Source organism: Stutzerimonas frequens, assembly GCF_024448335.1.
In the GTDB taxonomy this organism is placed as follows: Bacteria; Pseudomonadota; Gammaproteobacteria; order Pseudomonadales; family Pseudomonadaceae; genus Stutzerimonas; species Stutzerimonas frequens.
Window position 1 is genome coordinate 80,217 of record NZ_JAMOHM010000004.1, and the last position, 16,985, is coordinate 97,201.

15 protein-coding genes are annotated in these 16,985 nt (G+C 64.1%); 8 read left to right on the top strand and 7 right to left on the bottom strand.

Going from position 1 to position 16,985, the window contains the following annotated elements:
• Position 1: 1 nt before the first annotated feature.
• The 3 genes from dnaJ to grpE all read right to left on the bottom strand — a co-directional run bounded on the left by dnaJ (position 2) and on the right by grpE (position 3,830).
• On the bottom strand, positions 2 to 1,126 hold the full coding sequence (gene dnaJ, locus NAO55_RS07270) for a molecular chaperone DnaJ (protein WP_063541273.1): 1,125 nt from the start codon (positions 1,124 to 1,126) through the stop codon (positions 2 to 4).
• Between the two features lie 122 nt (positions 1,127 to 1,248).
• The gene (dnaK, locus tag NAO55_RS07275) at positions 1,249 to 3,162 is read right to left on the bottom strand and encodes a molecular chaperone DnaK (protein ID WP_102838553.1); all 1,914 of its coding nucleotides are present in this window, start codon (positions 3,160 to 3,162) and stop codon (positions 1,249 to 1,251) included.
• A gap of 98 nt (positions 3,163 to 3,260) precedes the next feature.
• Positions 3,261 to 3,830, bottom strand: coding sequence for a nucleotide exchange factor GrpE (grpE, locus tag NAO55_RS07280; RefSeq protein ID WP_102838554.1), 570 nt, complete (start codon positions 3,828 to 3,830; stop codon positions 3,261 to 3,263).
• A 201-nt stretch (positions 3,831 to 4,031) separates the two neighbouring features.
• Between grpE and recN the strand changes: the two genes are divergently transcribed.
• The gene (gene recN, locus NAO55_RS07285) at positions 4,032 to 5,705 is read left to right on the top strand and encodes a DNA repair protein RecN (RefSeq protein WP_102838555.1); all 1,674 of its coding nucleotides are present in this window, start codon (positions 4,032 to 4,034) and stop codon (positions 5,703 to 5,705) included.
• A gap of 60 nt (positions 5,706 to 5,765) precedes the next feature.
• Here recN and fur read toward each other — a convergent pair whose 3' ends face one another.
• Positions 5,766 to 6,170: a ferric iron uptake transcriptional regulator gene (gene fur / locus NAO55_RS07290; RefSeq protein WP_011914390.1), complete on the bottom strand. Its 405-nt coding sequence runs from the start codon at positions 6,168 to 6,170 to the stop codon at positions 5,766 to 5,768.
• Between the two features lie 95 nt (positions 6,171 to 6,265).
• On the opposite strand from fur, the gene NAO55_RS07295 reads away from it, so the two are divergent.
• Positions 6,266 to 6,778, top strand: coding sequence for an outer membrane protein assembly factor BamE (locus NAO55_RS07295; RefSeq protein WP_063541269.1), 513 nt, complete (start codon positions 6,266 to 6,268; stop codon positions 6,776 to 6,778).
• A 44-nt stretch (positions 6,779 to 6,822) separates the two neighbouring features.
• Here NAO55_RS07295 and NAO55_RS07300 read toward each other — a convergent pair whose 3' ends face one another.
• Entirely contained in the window at positions 6,823 to 7,137 is a 315-nt protein-coding gene (locus NAO55_RS07300) for an RnfH family protein (protein ID WP_102838556.1), read from the bottom strand.
• Positions 7,130 to 7,564: a type II toxin-antitoxin system RatA family toxin gene (locus NAO55_RS07305; RefSeq protein ID WP_063541267.1), complete on the bottom strand. Its 435-nt coding sequence runs from the start codon at positions 7,562 to 7,564 to the stop codon at positions 7,130 to 7,132. Before NAO55_RS07305 ends, NAO55_RS07300 begins: the two co-directional genes overlap by 8 nt.
• Positions 7,565 to 7,769: 205 nt before the next feature.
• Between NAO55_RS07305 and smpB the strand changes: the two genes are divergently transcribed.
• Complete coding sequence (smpB, locus tag NAO55_RS07310) at positions 7,770 to 8,252, top strand: SsrA-binding protein SmpB (RefSeq protein WP_003293251.1); 483 nt, start codon at positions 7,770 to 7,772, stop codon at positions 8,250 to 8,252.
• Positions 8,253 to 8,307: 55 nt separating this feature from the next.
• Here the strand turns inward: smpB and NAO55_RS07315 are convergent, their stop codons facing one another.
• Positions 8,308 to 9,099 (bottom strand): GntR family transcriptional regulator, encoded by a 792-nt coding sequence (locus tag NAO55_RS07315; RefSeq protein WP_102838557.1) that lies wholly within the window; start codon positions 9,097 to 9,099, stop codon positions 8,308 to 8,310.
• Between the two features lie 268 nt (positions 9,100 to 9,367).
• Between NAO55_RS07315 and NAO55_RS07320 the strand changes: the two genes are divergently transcribed.
• The 5 genes from NAO55_RS07320 to NAO55_RS07340 all read left to right on the top strand — a co-directional run bounded on the left by NAO55_RS07320 (position 9,368) and on the right by NAO55_RS07340 (position 16,952).
• Complete coding sequence (locus NAO55_RS07320) at positions 9,368 to 11,062, top strand: L-lactate permease (protein ID WP_102838558.1); 1,695 nt, start codon at positions 9,368 to 9,370, stop codon at positions 11,060 to 11,062.
• A 94-nt stretch (positions 11,063 to 11,156) separates the two neighbouring features.
• Positions 11,157 to 11,978, top strand: a complete 822-nt coding sequence (locus NAO55_RS07325) for a (Fe-S)-binding protein (protein WP_041103899.1) — start codon at positions 11,157 to 11,159, stop codon at positions 11,976 to 11,978.
• Complete coding sequence (locus tag NAO55_RS07330) at positions 11,975 to 13,435, top strand: LutB/LldF family L-lactate oxidation iron-sulfur protein (protein ID WP_102838559.1); 1,461 nt, start codon at positions 11,975 to 11,977, stop codon at positions 13,433 to 13,435. Before NAO55_RS07325 ends, NAO55_RS07330 begins: the two co-directional genes overlap by 4 nt.
• Positions 13,432 to 14,103: a LutC/YkgG family protein gene (locus NAO55_RS07335; RefSeq protein WP_102838560.1), complete on the top strand. Its 672-nt coding sequence runs from the start codon at positions 13,432 to 13,434 to the stop codon at positions 14,101 to 14,103. Before NAO55_RS07330 ends, NAO55_RS07335 begins: the two co-directional genes overlap by 4 nt.
• Entirely contained in the window at positions 14,100 to 16,952 is a 2,853-nt protein-coding gene (locus tag NAO55_RS07340) for an FAD-binding and (Fe-S)-binding domain-containing protein (protein ID WP_102838561.1), read from the top strand. Before NAO55_RS07335 ends, NAO55_RS07340 begins: the two co-directional genes overlap by 4 nt.
• Positions 16,953 to 16,985 lie beyond the last annotated feature (33 nt).

Below are 16,985 nucleotides of genomic sequence, written 5' to 3' on the forward strand. Positions count from 1 at the left end.
CTCAAACATCACCGAAAAAGCGCTTCACACCCTCGAACCAGCCGCTGGCCTTGGGTGAATGGGAGGTGTCGCCCTGTAGCGTGCCGCGGAACTCCTCGAGCATCTCGCGCTGGCGCTTGCTCAGGTTGACCGGCGTTTCGACCACGACGCGACACATCAGATCGCCCGCTGCGCCACCGCGCACCGGCGCCACACCCTTACCGCGCAGGCGGAACTGCTTGCCGGTCTGGGTGCCTTCCGGGATCTTCAGCTTGACCCGGCCATCCAGCGTCGGCACCTCGAGCTCGCCACCCAGCGCCGCATCGGCGAAGCTGATCGGCACCTCGCAGTACAGGTGCTTGCCGTCACGCTGGAAGATCGCGTGCTCGCGCACGTTGACCACTACATACAGATCACCAGCCGGACCGCCCTGAGTACCCGCCTCGCCCTCACCAGACAGGCGAATGCGGTCGCCGGTATCGACGCCCGGCGGCACCTTGACCGAGAGAGTCTTCTGCTCTTCGACGCGACCCTGGCCGTGGCAGCTGCCGCAAGGGTCGGAAATCATCTTGCCGCTGCCATGACAGCGCGGGCAGGTCTGCTGTACGGAGAAGAAGCCCTGCTGCATGCGCACCTGGCCGATGCCGCCACAGGTGGTACAGGTCACCGGACTGGTACCCTTCTTCGCCCCGGAGCCATCGCAGGTCTTGCATTCGACCAGGGTCGGCACGCGAATGGTCACCGTGGTGCCGCGCACAGCTTCTTCCAGATCGAGTTCCAGCGTGTAGCGCAGATCGCTGCCGCGCTGAGCGCCGCCGCGGGAGCCGCCACGACCACCACTGAAGAAATCGCTGAACACGTCGCCAAAGATGTCGGAGAAGTTGGCGCCGCCATAACCGGCTCCGCCCGCCCCCATCTGCGGATCGACGCCGGCGTGTCCGTACTGATCGTAGGCAGCACGCTTGCTCGGATCGGACAGCACCTCATAGGCCTCATTGGCCTCCTTGAAGGCATCCTCAGCCGCCTTGTCGCCCGGGTTGCGGTCGGGGTGATGCTTCATGGCGAGGCGACGGTAAGCCTTTTTCAGCTCCGCCTCGCTGGCGCCGCGCTCGACGCCCAGCACCTCGTAAAAATCGCGTTTGGCCATAACTATCCTGAACCCTCAATTTCATGCCTTCCAGACACGCCGACGCGGGAGCAAGCCCCCGCGCGGCGGTCTTGCCCACCCCATTGGCGTCGGGGCGGGCTGGAGCGGAAGCAAGCCGGGGCTTACTTGTTGTCCTTGACCTCTTCGAACTCGGCATCGACCACGTCGTCGCCCGGCTTCGCCTGCTCACCGGCAGGCTGACCCTCGCCAGCCTGGCCCTGCTCGGCATACATCTTCTGCGCCACCGGAGTGGAGGCCTGGGACACCGCGGCGATCTTCGCTTCGATCTCAGCCTTGTCGTCGCCCTTGATGGCAACTTCCAGCTCGCCAAGCGCCTTCTCGATGGCAGCCTTGTCATCGTCGCTGGCCTTGTCGCCAGCTTCGGTGAGCATCTTGCGGGTGGCATGTACCAGCTGGTCGCCCTGGTTACGTGCGGTGGCCAGCTCCTCGAACTTGCGGTCTTCCTCGGCATTCGCCTCGGCGTCACGCACCATCTGCTCGATTTCCTCCTCCGACAGACCCGAGTTGGCCTTGATCACGATGGACTGCTGCTTGCCGGTGGCCTTGTCCTTGGCGGACACGTGCAGGATGCCGTTGGCGTCGATGTCGAAGGTGACCTCGATCTGCGGCATGCCGCGCGGAGCCGGCGGAATCTCGGCCAGATCGAAGCGACCCAGCGACTTGTTCTGCGCGGCCTGCTTACGCTCGCCCTGCAGCACGTGAATGGTCACGGCGCTCTGGTTGTCGTCGGCAGTGGAGAACACCTGCGACTTCTTGGTCGGGATGGTGGTGTTCTTCTCGATCAGCGGAGTCATCACGCCGCCCAGCGTCTCGATGCCCAGGGTCAGCGGGGAAACGTCGAGCAGCAGCACGTCCTTGACGTCACCAGCCAGTACCGCACCCTGAATGGCAGCCCCCATGGCGACGGCTTCGTCCGGGTTGACGTCCTTGCGCGCTTCCTTGCCGAAGAACTCGGCGACTTTCTGCTGCACCAGCGGCATGCGGGTCTGGCCACCGACCAGGATCACGTCGTTGATCTTCGATACATCAATACCGGCATCCTTCAGCGCGATGCGGCAAGGCTCGATGGTGCGCTCGACCAGATCCTCGACCAGCGACTCCAGCTTGGCGCGGGAGATCTTCACGTTCAGGTGCTTCGGACCGGATGCGTCAGCGGTGATGTATGGCAGATTGACATCGGTCTGCTGACTGGAGGACAGCTCGATCTTGGCCTTCTCAGCGGCTTCCTTCAGGCGCTGCATGGCCAGCGGGTCGCCCTTGAGGTTCATGCCGGTTTCTTTCTTGAATTCGTCGACGAGGTAATCGATCAGGCGGATGTCGAAGTCCTCACCACCGAGGAAGGTGTCACCATTGGTGGCCAGAACCTCGAACTGGTGCTCGCCGTCGACTTCGGCGATCTCGATCACCGACACGTCGAAGGTACCGCCACCCAGGTCATAAACGATCACGGTGTGGTCGCCCTTGGCCTTGTCCATGCCATAGGCCAGCGCGGCCGCAGTCGGCTCGTTGATGATGCGCTTGACGTCCAGACCAGCGATGCGACCGGCATCCTTGGTGGCCTGACGCTGGCTGTCGTTGAAGTAAGCCGGCACGGTAATGACCGCTTCGGTGACCGACTCACCCAGGTAGTCCTCAGCGGTTTTCTTCATCTTTTTCAGCACTTCGGCGGAAATCTGCGGAGGGGCCATCTTCTGACCCTTCACTTCCACCCAGGCATCACCGTTATCGGCCTTGACGATGCTGTAGGGCACCATCTTGATGTCCTTCTGCACGACGTCTTCTTCGAAACGGCGGCCAATCAGGCGCTTGACTGCGTACAGGGTGTTCTGCGGGTTGGTGACTGCCTGGCGCTTGGCCGACTGGCCAACCAGCGTCTCACCATCGTTGGTGTAGGCGATGATGGACGGCGTGGTGCGTCCGCCTTCGGCGTTCTCGATGACCTTGACGTTGCCGTTTTCCATGATGGAGACACAGGAGTTGGTGGTCCCCAGGTCGATACCGATGATCTTGCCCATTTAATTCGCTCTCCAAATTTCGATTGATCCGCGCCTGTCTACCGGCTGCGGGTAACACAAAAACGCTTGGCTACCAGATGGGGTTGGGTACGCCGATTTCAAGCCTTCTCATCGATCGAAGGCGGCGCGTCGGCAGGCGCCTTGCTGACCACGACCATCGCCGGACGCAGCAGGCGGCCGTTGAGCAGATAACCTTTCTGGAACACCTTGAGCACACTGCCCGGCTCGACGTGGGTGCTTTCCTCCATCGCCATGGCCTGGTGATGCTCGGGATTGAACGGCTCGCCATGCGGGTCCAGCTGCTCCAGCTGATGGCGCGCCAGGGTGTCGAGCAGCAGCTTGAGGGTAAGCTCGACGCCTTCGCGCATCGGCTTGACCGCCTCGTCGTCCGGATTCGACAGCTCCAGGCCGCGCTCCAGGCTGTCGGCAACCGCCAGCAGGTCACCGGCGAACTTTTCCAGCGCGAACTTGTGCGCCTTCTCTACATCCTGTTCGGCACGTCGACGGATGTTCTGCAGCTCTGCCGCCACGCGCAGCGACTGATCCTGCGCAGCCGCCAGCTGTTCCTCCAGCGACTGCACGCGGGCCGCCAGATCCTCGGCTACGTCCGCTTGCGATTGCTCTGGCGTTTCCGGGTTCTGGTTATCCTGATTCTGCTCGTCGGCCATGGGTCCTCCTCTCAGTACGATCAGCGGGCAGCAAGCCCGCGCTTGTGCCGCTATATGGGGGCGCGAAAACCGGCTTCAAGGGCATGAGGCGATGTACAGCGGGGGAAATGACGAGCAACGGCACATTCATCCTTATGCGCTTGTGGGCGGCAGGAAAACCACTGTATAAATAGCCAGCCACGCAAAATCGGGAGCCTCGCCATGCTGGTTCATCTGTCGGTTCACAACTACGCCATCGTCGAACACCTGGACCTCGAGCTGAAACGCGGCATGAGCGTGATCAGCGGTGAAACCGGTGCGGGCAAGTCGATCATGCTCGATGCCCTCGGCCTGACCCTCGGCGACCGGGCCGATAGCAGCGTGGTGCGCATCGGTGCGGACAAAGCCGACATCCTCGCCAGCTTCGACCTGGACGACATCCCCGACGCCCGCGCCTGGCTGGCCGAACGCGATATGGACAGCGAAGGTCCTTGCATCCTGCGCCGGGTGATCACCGCCGAAGGCCGCTCGCGCGGCTACATCAATGGCACGCCCTGCCCGCAGGGTGACCTCAAGGCGCTGGGCGAACTACTGATCGATATCCACAGCCAGCACGAGCACCAGTCGTTGCTCAAGGCCGACACCCACCGGCGCCTACTCGACGAGTACAGCGGCAGCCAGGAACTGGCGCGCCAGGTGCAACTGGCCGCGCAGCGCTGGCGGCAGACGCGCCAGACCCTGGAGCGGCTGAGCAACAGCAGCGACGAGCAGCGCGCACGCCACCAGCTGCTCAGCTATCAGCTGGAAGAGCTGGAGAATCTCGCGCTGGGCGAGAACGAACTGGAGCAGCTCGAACAGGAACACAAGAACCTGGCGAACGCCGAACAGCTGCTCGGCGCCTGCCGCCAGGTCATGGAACTGTGCAGCGAAAGCGATGCCGGCAACGTGCTCTCTGCCCTGACCAGCAGCCTGCAGCGGCTGACCGCCTTCCAGAATCAGCCGCAGGCACTGAGCGAAGCGGTCAACCTACTGGCCAGCGCGCAGATCCAGGTCGAAGAGGCGATCGGTGAGCTCAATCGCTTCGTCGACCATTTCGACGCCGATCCGGAACGCCAGCAGATGCTGGAGGAGCGCCTGGACACCATCTACACCCTGGCGCGCAAGCACCGCATACAGCCGAGCGAACTGCCCAACCTGCACCAGCAGCTGCTGGAAGAACTGGAAGGGCTGAATGCCGATGACGAAGCGGTCGAGCGCCTCGGCGAAGAGCTGGCGGCCTACGCTCGCCACTACGAGGAGAAAGCTGGCGAACTGAGCCGCAACCGCCAGGCAGCCGCCGAAGAGCTGGCGAGCGCGGTCGAGGCAGAAATCCAACGTCTGGGCATGCCCGGCGGGCGCTTCAGCGTACAGCTCAAGCCGGCAGCAGAAGGCGAGTACACGCCCTACGGCCTGGAACAGGTGGAGTTCTTGGTCAGCGCCAACCCCGGCCAGCCACTGCGCCCGCTGGCCAAGGTCGCGTCGGGCGGCGAGCTGTCCCGGATCAGCCTGGCGATCCAGGTGATCACTGCACAAACGTCGCGCGTGCCGACGCTGGTGTTCGACGAAGTCGATGTCGGCATCGGCGGCCCTACCGCGGAAATCGTCGGCCAGTTGCTGCGCCGCCTCGGCGAGCGCGGCCAGGTCTTGACCGTCACGCACCTGCCGCAGGTGGCTGCGCAAGGACACCACCACCTGTTCGTGCACAAGGCCCGCGGCAACGATGAAACCCGCACGGCCGTGGCCGAGCTGGACCAAGCCGGACGCGTCGAGGAGATCGCACGGATGCTCGGCGGCGTCGACCTGACCGAACAATCCTTGGCTCATGCCCGGCAGATGGTCACTTCCGCACAGGCCTGACGCCCGGCAGAGCGACATAAAAAAGGCGGCCCATGGCCGCCTTTTCAACATCTATGAGGCTCAGTCCTTCTTGCGCACGTAGAGCACCAGGTTGTGATCCACCAGCTCGTAGCCGTGACGCTTGACGATTTCTTTCTGCAGTTTTTCGATTTCCTGGTCGAAGAATTCGATGACATCGCCCGTATCGACGCAGACCATGTGGTCGTGATGCCCGCTATCGGCCAGCTCGAAGACGGCATGACCACCATCGAAGTTGTGCCGAACTACCAGGCCGGCCGCCTCGAACTGAGTCAACACACGGTAGACGGTCGCCAGACCGACATCTTCGCCCGCTTCCATCAATGCCTTGTAGACGTCCTCGGCACTCATGTGACGGCGATCGGTCGTATCCAGCATCTGCAGGATCTTGACCCGCGGCAGCGTTACCTTGAGACCTGCTTTACGTAGTTCGCTATTTTCAACCATGGTTGGCTTTCTCGCTGCTGCTGTTTCGCAGCCTCCTTCAATACGGGTATGATCCGGGTTCTTTGCCCAGCCAAGATAGTGGAAGTCACCCACCGATGCAAAACACCAAGCTCATGCTGGCCAGCCTCACATTCGTGGGTCTGTTCGCACTCGCCGGTTGTTCATTTCCCGGGGTTTACAAGGTCGACATTCAACAGGGCAATGTCGTCACGCAGGACATGATAGACCAGTTGCGACCTGGAATGACCCGCCAGCAGGTGCGGTTTATCATGGGCAACCCGCTGATCACCGATACCTTCCACCCCAATCGCTGGGATTACCTCTACAGCATTCAGCCCGGCGGCAGTCAGCGCCAGCAGGAGCGCGTGAGCCTGGTGTTCAATGCCAACGATCAGCTCGCGGGCCTGGCCGGTGACTTCATGCCGGGTGTCAGCCGTGACGAACAGATTCTCGGCCGCCAGCCTCAGGCCCCGAGCACGCCCGCAGCCACGCCCCGCCAGCCGGAAGAGCGCCCCGCGCCCGGATCGCTGCTGGAGCAGATCCAGCGCGAAGTGGACGAAGCGGAAGCCGTTCCGGTACCGATTCCCGAGCCACTGGAAACCGAATAAGACAACGCCCGGCTTGCCCGGGCGTTTTTGTATCCAGCTTTTACTTACGCATCCTCAGCCTTGTTCTTCGCCGCCTTAGCCGCACGCTGCTTACGGACCTCCTTCGGATCGGCTATCAGCGGCCGGTAGATCTCGACGCGCTCGCCCTCTGCCAGCACCCGCTCTTCTGGCTTGGGCACCGCCTTGCCGAATATTCCCAGCGGCGCGCTGGCGAGGTCGAGACCAGGAAAATGTGCATCCAGCCCTGAACGCAGCGCAGCCTCGCGGACGGTGGTGCCGGCAGGCACGGTCATCTGCAGCAGCTTTTGCTTGTCGGCCAGCGCATAGACCACTTCGACGGCAATCGACGGCTTATCCATAGAGCTGTTTCGCTCGCTCGCAAAAGGCGTCCACCAGGGTATTGGCGGCCTGATTGAACAGCGGACCAAGCGTCGCCTTGACCAGCGGCCCGGCGTAATCGAAGGTCAGATCGAGACTGATCTTGCAGGCCTTCTCACCCAGCGCCTTGAATTCCCAGATGCCATGCAGGTGACTGAACGGCCCCTCTTCCAGCTTCATCTCGATGCGCTTGCCAAGCTCCAGCGCGTTGCGCGTCATGAAGCGCTGACTGAGCCCAGCCTTGGCCACGGTCATGCTGGCATGCATTTCGGTCTCGCTACTGGAGAGCACCTCGGTCGCAGAGCACCAGGGCAGGAACTGCGGATAGCTGGCTACGTCGTTGACCATGTCGAACAGCGCGTGTGCGGGATAAGGCAGCAGCGCGGAACGTTGAATGTGCGTCGTCATGCGGACCTTCTACGTCGTCGTTTCATTGCGCGCCATCCAGACGTCGGCGCAGCCAGCCCGCACCCGCGGCTCGACCATTTGCCGCAGCCGCTCAGCGCGAAGCGGGCACATTGTCGGGGATTAGCGGCTGCCCCTCAAGTTTCTGCCGCCGGCGCTGTTGCAGGCTGTCGCCAGCCGCAACGGGACTCCCTATAATGCCGCCCCTATGGCCAAACAGAAGAAACAGTCCCCCGGGACCATCGCGCTGAACAAGAAAGCGCTACACGATTACTTCATCGAGCAGAAGTTCGAGGCCGGCCTCGTCCTCGCCGGCTGGGAAGTGAAGAGCATGCGCGCCGGCAAGGCGCAGCTGGTCGACAGCTATGTGCTGCTCAAAGATGGCGAAGCCTGGCTGATGGGCGCGCACATCACGCCGCTGACCAGCGCCAGCACTCACGTCATCGCCGACCCGACCCGCACTCGCAAGCTACTGCTCAACAAGCGTGAGCTGGGCAAGCTGTTCGGTGCCGTGCAGCAGAAGGGCTACGCCTGCGTAGCACTGTCGCTGTACTGGAAGAAGCACATGATCAAGTGCGAGATCGCCCTGGCCAAGGGCAAGAAGGAATTCGACAAGCGCCACACCGAGAAGGAGCGAGATTCCGATCGGGAAATCCAGCGCGCCATGCGTACCAAGGGCAAGGACGACTGATCGGTCCCGGGCGAGGCAGCACCGCTTCGCCCGCCAGCCTTGCCTCGCTCACGTCTCAGCCTGCCTTCTGCGATGCCCCTACCCGCTCCTGCCGACGCTGCGCGCGCGCCAGCCGCTGGGCTTCCTGCTGACCTTCGGCAAGCACTTCCTGTACATAGTTGATGTGCCGATGGATGACGTCGCGCGCCTCCACCGCACGCCGCGCCATGATCGCCTCGTACAACTCGCGATGCTGGCTCATCAGCATGTCGCGAGTCTCGTCGCGCAGGGCGTACATGCCGCCGATATTGGTCACCACGTTGCGCTTGAGCAGATCGAATAGGCCACGAATGGTGTGCAGCAGCACCGCGTTGTGGCTGGCCTCGGCAATCGCCAGGTGGAACTGCGCGTCGGCCGCGCCCTCTTCCGCGCGAGTCACCTTGCCCTCACGGGTGTAGCAATCCTGCAGTGCCGAGAAGGCCTCCGTGAGGCGCTTCTGATCCACCTCGGTCGCACGCAGCGCCGCATAGTACGCACAGCTGCCCTCCAGGGTATGCCGGAACTCCAGCAGGTCGCGCTGGGCATCGCTGTTGTTTTCCAGCAGGTGCAGCAACGGGTCGCTGAAGGTGGAGCCCAGCGACTCGGCGACGAAGGTGCCGCCACCGTGCCGACTGATCAGCAGGCCCTTGGCCGCGAGCTTCTGGATCGCCTCGCGCAGGGAGGGCCGCGACACCCCGAAGCGCTCGGCCAGCATTCGCTCGGCCGGCAGCCGTTCACCGGCCTTGAGGGTGCCTTCCAGAATCATGGTTTCCAACTGCGCGACGATATCGTCGGCCAGCCGCCGCTGACGCACCATGCCCACGTCCATATCCACCTCGAAATGGTCTTACCAGTCGAAGAATGCTAGCCGTCGGCTCACGGCCATACAAGGTCAGCGGCTGCGACCAAAGTCTATGCCCACCTGATTGACGCTCCCAGACGCAGCTCTTACGCTGGCCATTCGCTTCTGGTAATTGGTATTACCAATTTACAGAGGCGACTAACAATAAGAGGACTCAGCATGAGATCTGTGCACGACAACCATTCCACGGTCCACTCAGGGCCCCGTATGAATCGAACCGTAGGGGACGCCTGACATGTCCAACGGACTGCTCGCACTATTCGCCTTCACTCCCATTCTGCTCGCGGCCGTGATGCTGATCGGCCTGCGCTGGCCCGCCAGCCGCGCCATGCCGCTGGTCTACCTGTTCACCGCGGCAATCGGCCTGTTCATCTGGGACATGAGCTTCACCCGCATCATCGCCTCCACGCTGCAGGGCCTGGTGATTACCCTCGGCCTGCTGTGGATCATCTTCGGTGCGATCCTGCTGCTGAACACGCTGAAGCACTCTGGCGGCATCACCGCCATTCGCGCCGGCTTCACCACCATCAGCCCTGACCGCCGCATCCAGGCCATCATCATCGCCTGGCTGTTCGGCTGCTTCATCGAAGGCGCTTCCGGCTTCGGCACCCCGGCCGCCATCGCCGCGCCGCTGCTGGTTGCGGTTGGCTTCCCGGCGATGGCTGCGGTCCTGCTCGGCATGCTGGTACAAAGCACGCCGGTGTCTTTCGGCGCGGTCGGTACGCCGATCGTCGTGGGCATCAATAGCGGCCTGGATACCGCCACCATCGGTGCGCAGCTGGCAGCCCAGGGTTCCAGCTGGCAAGCCTTCCTGCAGCAGATCACCAGCAGTGTGGCGATCACCCATGCCATCGTCGGCACCGTGATGCCGCTGGTCATCGTGCTGATGCTGACGCGCTTCTTCGGCAAGGAGAAGAGCTGGAAAGCCGGCTTCGAAGTGCTGCCGTTCGCGATCTTCGCTGGTCTGGCGTTCACCCTGCCCTACGCCGCCACCGGTATCTTCCTCGGCCCGGAATTCCCGTCGCTGCTCGGCGGCCTGGTCGGTCTCGCTATCGTCACCACCGCGGCACGCTTCAACTTCCTGACCCCGAAGCGCACCTGGGATTTCGCCGACGCCAAAGAGTGGCCGGCCGAATGGCTGGGTACCATCGAAATGAAGCTGGACGACATCGCGGCGCGCCCGATGAGCGCCTTCCGCGCCTGGCTGCCCTATATCCTGGTCGGTGCGATCCTGGTCGTCAGCCGGGTATTTCCGCAGGTCACTGCCACGCTGAAGTCCGTCTCCATCGCCTTTGCCAACATCCTTGGCGAGACCGGCGTCAGTGCAGGCATCGAGCCGCTGTACCTCCCGGGCGGCATTCTCGTCATGGTGGTGCTGATCACCTTCTTCCTGCACGGCATGCGCGTTTCTGAGCTGAAGGCTGCGGTAAAGGAATCCAGCGGCGTGCTGCTCAGCGCCGGCTTCGTCCTGCTGTTCACCGTGCCGATGGTGCGCATCCTGATCAACTCCGGCGTCAACGGCGCCGAGCTGGCCAGCATGCCGATCGTCATGGCGCGCTACGTCGCCGATAGCGTCGGCAGCATCTACCCGCTGCTCGCTCCCGCCGTAGGTGCACTCGGCGCGTTCCTGGCTGGCTCCAACACCGTCAGCAACATGATGTTCAGCCAGTTCCAGTTTGGTGTCGCACAGTCGCTGGGCATCTCCGGTGCAATGGTCGTCGCCACCCAGGCCGTCGGTGCGGCCGCCGGCAACATGGTTGCGATCCACAACGTGGTCGCCGCATCCGCTACCGTCGGCCTGCTCGGCCGCGAAGGCTCCACGCTGCGCAAGACCGTTTGGCCTACGCTGTACTACGTACTGTTCACGGGGGCGATCGGCCTGATCGCGATCTACGTGATGGGCGTGACCGACCCGCTGGTCGGTAAGTAAGACAACCGTGAAACCTTGCCCCGCTCATGCGGGGCAAGAGCGCTTCAACCTCCCGCAGTTTGCGGATAACCGGGCCCACCCGGAGACCAAGCCGATGAGCGAACTCTTCTACAACGCCGCGCCGAACGCCACCCGCGTCGCGCCGCCGCTGCCCAAGCCACGCGAGTACCCAGCCAAGCCGAGCCAGGTTTACCTGTTCGGTACCTGCGTGGTGGATCTGTTCTATCCAGAGGCTGGCCTGGATGCCATCCGCCTGCTCGAACGCGAAGGATTGACCGTGCACTACCCGCAGGGCCAGACCTGCTGCGGCCAGCCGGCCTACACCACCGGCTATACCGACGAGGCGCGCAAGGTCGCCCGCGCGCAGCTGGAGCTGTTCGCCAACGACTGGCCGGTGGTCGTCCCTTCCGGTTCCTGCGCCGGCATGCTGCGCCACCACTATCTGGACCTGTTCAAGGACGAGCCGGCAACGCTGAAGAAGGCCCAGGCGCTGGCCGAGCGCACCTTCGAGCTGGCCGAGTTCCTGCTCAACGTCTGCAAGGTCGAGTTCAAGGATGCCGGCACGCCGACCAAGGTCGCTCTGCACACCTCCTGCTCGGCTCGCCGCGAAATGAATACCCATCTGCACGGCCGCGCCCTGCTCGCCCAACTAGGCCAGGTCGAGCGCGTCGAGCATGACCACGAGAGCGAATGCTGCGGCTTCGGCGGCACCTTCAGCGTGCGCATGCCCGATATTTCCGGCGCCATGGTGCTGGACAAGACCCGTGCGCTGAAGGAGTCCGGCGCGCATCAGGTGGTCAGCGCCGACTGCGGCTGCCTGATGAACATCAACGGCTCGCTGGAAAAGCAGCGTGAAGCCCTGCGCGGCCAGCACCTGGCGAGCTTCCTCTGGCAACGCACCGGAGGTGCCCGATGAACGCCGAACAGCGTATTCCCGCGATTCAGATCGAAAACGCCGGCGATCCGGATTTCCGCGCCCGTGCCCGCAAGTCACTGAAGGACGAGCAGCTGCGGCGCAACTTCCGCACCGCCATGGACTCGCTGATGACCAAGCGCGCCGCGGCGTTCAGCGATGCCGACGAACGCGAGCGGCTGCGCGAGATGGGCAACCATATCCGCGCTCGCGCACTGTCCAAGCTGCCCGAGCTGCTCGAGCGGCTGGAAGCCAACCTGACCCGCAACGGTGTGAAGGTGCACTGGGCGGAGACGGTAGACGAGGCGAACAACATCGTCCTCGAGATCGCCCGCGCTCACGAGGCGCGACAAGTGATCAAGGGCAAATCGATGGTCAGCGAAGAGATGGAGATGAACCATTTCCTCGACGGCCATAGCATCGAATGCCTGGAATCTGACATGGGCGAGTACATCGTCCAGCTCGACCACGAGAAGCCTTCTCATATCATCATGCCGGCGATCCACAAGAACGCCGGCCAGGTCGCGTCCCTGTTCCACGAGAAACTCGGCGTGGAGTACACCAAGGACGTCGACCAACTCATTCAGATCGGTCGCCGCACGCTGCGGCAGAAGTTCTTCGAGGCCGATATCGGCGTCTCCGGGGTGAACTTCGCGGTGGCCGAGACCGGCACTCTGCTGCTGGTGGAAAACGAAGGCAACGGCCGCATGAGCACCACCGTGCCGCCGGTGCATATCGCCGTCACCGGCATCGAAAAGGTCGTGGAGAACCTGCGCGACGTGGTCCCGCTGCTCTCGCTGCTGACTCGCTCGGCGCTCGGCCAGCCGATCACCACCTACGTCAACATGATCTCCGGCCCGCGCAAGGCGCACGAGCTCGACGGCCCGCAGGAAGTGCATTTGATCCTGCTGGACAACGGCCGCAGCCAGGCCTTCGCCGACAGCGAACTGCGCCAGACGCTCAACTGCATTCGCTGCGGCGCCTGCATGAACCATTGCCCGGTGTACACCCGCGTCGGCGGCCACACCTACGGCGAGGTCTATCCCGGACCGATCGGCAAGATCATCACCCCGCACATGGTCGGCCTGGACAAGGTGCCGGATCACCCCAGCGCCTCGTCGCTGTGCGGCGCCTGCGGCGAAGTCTGCCCGGTGAAGATTCCGATTCCGACCCTCCTGCGCCGCCTGCGCGAGGAAAACGTCAAGGCGCCGGACGATCCGCACAAGGTCATGCGCGGCCAGGGCAGCAAGTACTCCAGGCAGGAACGGCTGATCTGGGCCGGCTGGCGCCTGCTCAACACCAGCCCGACGCTGTACCGCCTGTTCGGCTTCTTCGCCACCCGCCTGCGCGCCCTGACGCCATCGAACATCGGCCCCTGGACGCAGAACCACAGCGCACCGAAACCGGCTGCCCGCTCGCTGCACGAGCTGGCCAAGGAACACCTGGAGGGCAAGCGATGAGCGCCAAGGCCAACATTCTCGCCAAGCTGAAAAAAAGCCTGGAGGGCACCACGCCAGTGGTCGATGACTACGACGAGTCGCTGGTGACCCAGCCCTGGAGCTACGCGCCGGAGCAGCGCATCGCCCGCCTGCGTCAGCTGATGGAAGCGGTGCACACCGAGATTCACCTGACCACGGACGCCGGCTGGCCCGCCCTGCTCGAGCAGCTGCTGCACGACCGCCAGCTGCCGAGCCTGCTGATCGCCCCAACCACACCGTACGGCCAGCGCTTCACCGCGCATTGCGCCGGTCGTGAAGGCCTGCCGACGCTGAAGGCCTACGACCGCCCGGTCGAGGACTGGAAGGACGAGCTGTTCAACGACACCCCGGCCAGCCTCACCGGCACCCTCGGCGCCATCGCCTCCACCGGCAGCCTGATCATGTGGCCCACCCGCGAGGAGCCGCGCCTGATGAGCCTGGTGCCGCCGGTGCATTTCGCCATCCTCAAGGCCAGCGAAATCCACGACAACTTCTACGAGATCCAGCAGAAGTTCCAGTGGGCCGCCGGCATGCCGACCAATGCCCTGCTGGTTTCCGGCCCGTCGAAAACCGCCGACATCGAGCAGGTGCTGGCCTACGGCGCCCACGGGCCGAAGGATCTGGTCGTGCTGATCCTGGAGGACGCATGAACGCGGCCGCACAGCTCGAACGTGCGCCCTTGCCGGCGGCGTTCCTCCGCGAAGTCGAGCGCCTGATCCCGGTCGAGCGCCGCTTCGACGACCCGCTCTCCACCCTCGCCTTCGGCACCGACGCCAGCTTCTACCGGCTGGTGCCCAAGCTGGTGGTACGCGTCGAAACCGAAGCCGAAGTGATCAGGCTGCTCAAACTGGCGCATGCCGAGAACGTGCCGGTGACCTTCCGCGCCGCCGGCACCAGCCTGTCCGGCCAGGCGATCAGCGACTCGGTGCTGATCGTCCTCGGCGACAACTGGAACGGCCGCGAGATTCGCAATGGCGGCGAGCAGATCCGCCTGCAACCGGGCGTGATCGGCGCCAACGCCAACGCCGTGCTCGCACCCTTCCAGCGCAAGATCGGCCCCGACCCGGCCTCGATCAACGCGGCGAAGATCGGCGGCATCGTCGCCAACAACTCCAGCGGCATGTGCTGCGGCACCGCGCAGAACAGTTACAAGACCCTCGCCGGCCTGCGCGTGGTGCTGGCCGACGGCACCGTGGTCGACAGCGAGGATGCCGCCAGCGTTGCCGCGTTCCGCCAGAGCCACGCTGCCCTGCTCGAGCAGCTGGCCGAACTCGGCCGCGAAACCCGCGCCAACGCCGAACTGGCCGCGAAGATCCGCCACAAGTACCGGCTGAAGAACACCACCGGCTTCTCGCTCAATGCGCTGGTCGACTATGACGAGCCACTGGATATCCTCAACCACCTGATGGTCGGTTCCGAAGGCACCCTGGGCTTCATCAGCGCGGTGACCTACGACACCGTGCCGGATCACCCGCACAAGGCCAGCGCGCTGGTGGTGTTCCCCGACGTGGAAACCTGCTGCCTCGCCGTACCGGTGCTCAAGCAGCAACCGGTGTCCGCCGTGGAGCTGCTCGACCGCCGCAGCCTGCGCTCGGTCGAGCACAAGGCCGGCATGCCCGAGTGGGTGAAGGAACTGTCGCCGACCGCCTGCGCGCTCCTGATCGAATCCCGTGCGGCGACCCAATCGCTGCTGCACGAGCAGATCAACCTGATCATGACCTCCATCGCGCACTTCCCGGTGGAGAAACAGGTCGACTTCAGCGAAGATCCGGTGGTCTACAACCAGCTGTGGAAGATCCGCAAGGACACCTTCCCGGCAGTCGGCGCCGTACGCCAGACCGGCACCACGGTGATCATCGAGGACGTGACCTTCCCGGTCGAGCGTCTGGCCGAGGGCGTCAATCGGCTGATCGAGTTGCTCGACAAGCACCGCTACGACGAGGCGATCCTCTTCGGCCACGCGCTGGAAGGCAACCTGCACTTCGTCTTCACCCAGGGCTTCGACGATCCGGCGCAGGTCGCCCGATACGAGGCCTTCATGGGCGAAGTGGCGCAGCTGGTGGCTGTCGAGTTCGGCGGCGCACTCAAGGCCGAGCACGGCACCGGGCGCAACATGGCGCCCTTCGTCGAGCTGGAATGGGGCAGCGAGGCCTACGCGCTGATGTGGAAGATCAAGCGCCTGCTCGACCCCACCGGCATCCTCAATCCGGACGTGGTGCTCTCCGAAGACCCGGACATCCACCTGAAGAACCTCAAGCCGATGCCCGCCGCCGACGAGATCGTCGACAAGTGCATCGAGTGCGGCTTCTGCGAGCCGGTCTGCCCATCCAACGGGCTGACCCTGACGCCGCGCCAGCGCATCGTCATCTGGCGCGACATCCAGGCACGCAAGCGCGCGGGTGTCGACACCACGGAGATCGAGCGGCTCTACCACTACCACGGTGTCGAGACCTGCGCCGCCACCGGCCTCTGCGCCCAGCGCTGCCCGGTGGGCATCAACACCGGCGATCTGGTTCGCAAGCTGCGCGGCCGTGAGGCGAACAAAACCGGTACCGCCAACTGGCTGGCCGAGCATTTCGCCACCGCCGTGCAAGGCACCCGCTTCATGCTGCACGTGGCCAACGGCGCACACCTGATCATGGGCACGCGAAACCTGGCCAAGATGTCGGCGACCATGACCCGCGCCAGCAAGGGCCGCGTGCCCCAGTGGACGCCGGCTACGCCGCAGCCACTGCAACGTTTGAACCTGCCCAAGGCGCCGCCCACCGACGAGCGCGCTCGGGTGGTCTACCTCGCCGCCTGCGTCTCCCGCGCCATGGGCCCGGCGGCACGCGATCAGGAACAGGAGCCGCTACTCGACAAGACCCGCAGCCTGCTGGAAAAGGCCGGCTACCAGGTGATCTTCCCCGAACAGCTGAACGACCTGTGCTGCGGCCAGCCGTTCGCCTCCAAGGGCTATTCCGAACAGGGCGAACGCAAGCGCCAGGAAATGCTCGATGCGCTGCTCAAGGCCAGCCGCGGCGGGCTCGACCCGATCTATTGCGACACCAGCCCCTGCACCCTGCGCCTGGTCCAGGGCCTGACCGATCAGCGCCTCGATCTGTACGACCCGGTGCGTTTCATCCGCACGCACCTGCTCGACAAGCTGGACTTCGTCCCGCAGGACAAGCCGATCGCCGTGCACGTCACCTGCAGCACCCAGCACCTGGGCGAGGCGCAGGCGCTGATCGACATCGCCCGCCACTGCGCCAAGGAAGTCGTGGTGCCCGAAGGCATCCACTGCTGCGGCTTCGCCGGCGACAAGGGCTTCACCACGCCGGAGCTGAACGAGCACGCGCTGCGCAGCCTGAAGAACGCCGTGCAGATCTGCGAAGAAGGCATCTCCACCAGCCGCACCTGCGAGATCGGCCTGTCACGTCATGGCGAGATCGACTATCACGGTCTGGTCTATCTGGTTGACCGTGTAACGCGTCGTAAAACTGCCGACCAGCCTCTCTAGCACCAGCGTTACGGCCCCGCTCAGCGGAGCGGG

Coding starts and splice junctions, on each gene's coding strand:
- NAO55_RS07340 (WP_102838561.1), top strand. CDS start 14,100: ATGAACGCGGCCGCACAGCTCGAACGTGCGCCCTTGCCGGCGGCGTTC.
- NAO55_RS07320 (WP_102838558.1), top strand. CDS start 9,368: ATGTCCAACGGACTGCTCGCACTATTCGCCTTCACTCCCATTCTGCTC.
- NAO55_RS07300 (WP_102838556.1), bottom strand. CDS start 7,137: ATGGATAAGCCGTCGATTGCCGTCGAAGTGGTCTATGCGCTGGCCGAC.
- NAO55_RS07335 (WP_102838560.1), top strand. CDS start 13,432: ATGAGCGCCAAGGCCAACATTCTCGCCAAGCTGAAAAAAAGCCTGGAG.
- NAO55_RS07295 (WP_063541269.1), top strand. CDS start 6,266: ATGCAAAACACCAAGCTCATGCTGGCCAGCCTCACATTCGTGGGTCTG.
- smpB (WP_003293251.1), top strand. CDS start 7,770: ATGGCCAAACAGAAGAAACAGTCCCCCGGGACCATCGCGCTGAACAAG.
- NAO55_RS07315 (WP_102838557.1), bottom strand. CDS start 9,099: ATGGACGTGGGCATGGTGCGTCAGCGGCGGCTGGCCGACGATATCGTC.
- NAO55_RS07325 (WP_041103899.1), top strand. CDS start 11,157: ATGAGCGAACTCTTCTACAACGCCGCGCCGAACGCCACCCGCGTCGCG.
- recN (WP_102838555.1), top strand. CDS start 4,032: ATGCTGGTTCATCTGTCGGTTCACAACTACGCCATCGTCGAACACCTG.
- dnaJ (WP_063541273.1), bottom strand. CDS start 1,126: ATGGCCAAACGCGATTTTTACGAGGTGCTGGGCGTCGAGCGCGGCGCC.
- grpE (WP_102838554.1), bottom strand. CDS start 3,830: ATGGCCGACGAGCAGAATCAGGATAACCAGAACCCGGAAACGCCAGAG.
- dnaK (WP_102838553.1), bottom strand. CDS start 3,162: ATGGGCAAGATCATCGGTATCGACCTGGGGACCACCAACTCCTGTGTC.
- NAO55_RS07330 (WP_102838559.1), top strand. CDS start 11,975: ATGAACGCCGAACAGCGTATTCCCGCGATTCAGATCGAAAACGCCGGC.
- NAO55_RS07305 (WP_063541267.1), bottom strand. CDS start 7,564: ATGACGACGCACATTCAACGTTCCGCGCTGCTGCCTTATCCCGCACAC.
- fur (WP_011914390.1), bottom strand. CDS start 6,170: ATGGTTGAAAATAGCGAACTACGTAAAGCAGGTCTCAAGGTAACGCTG.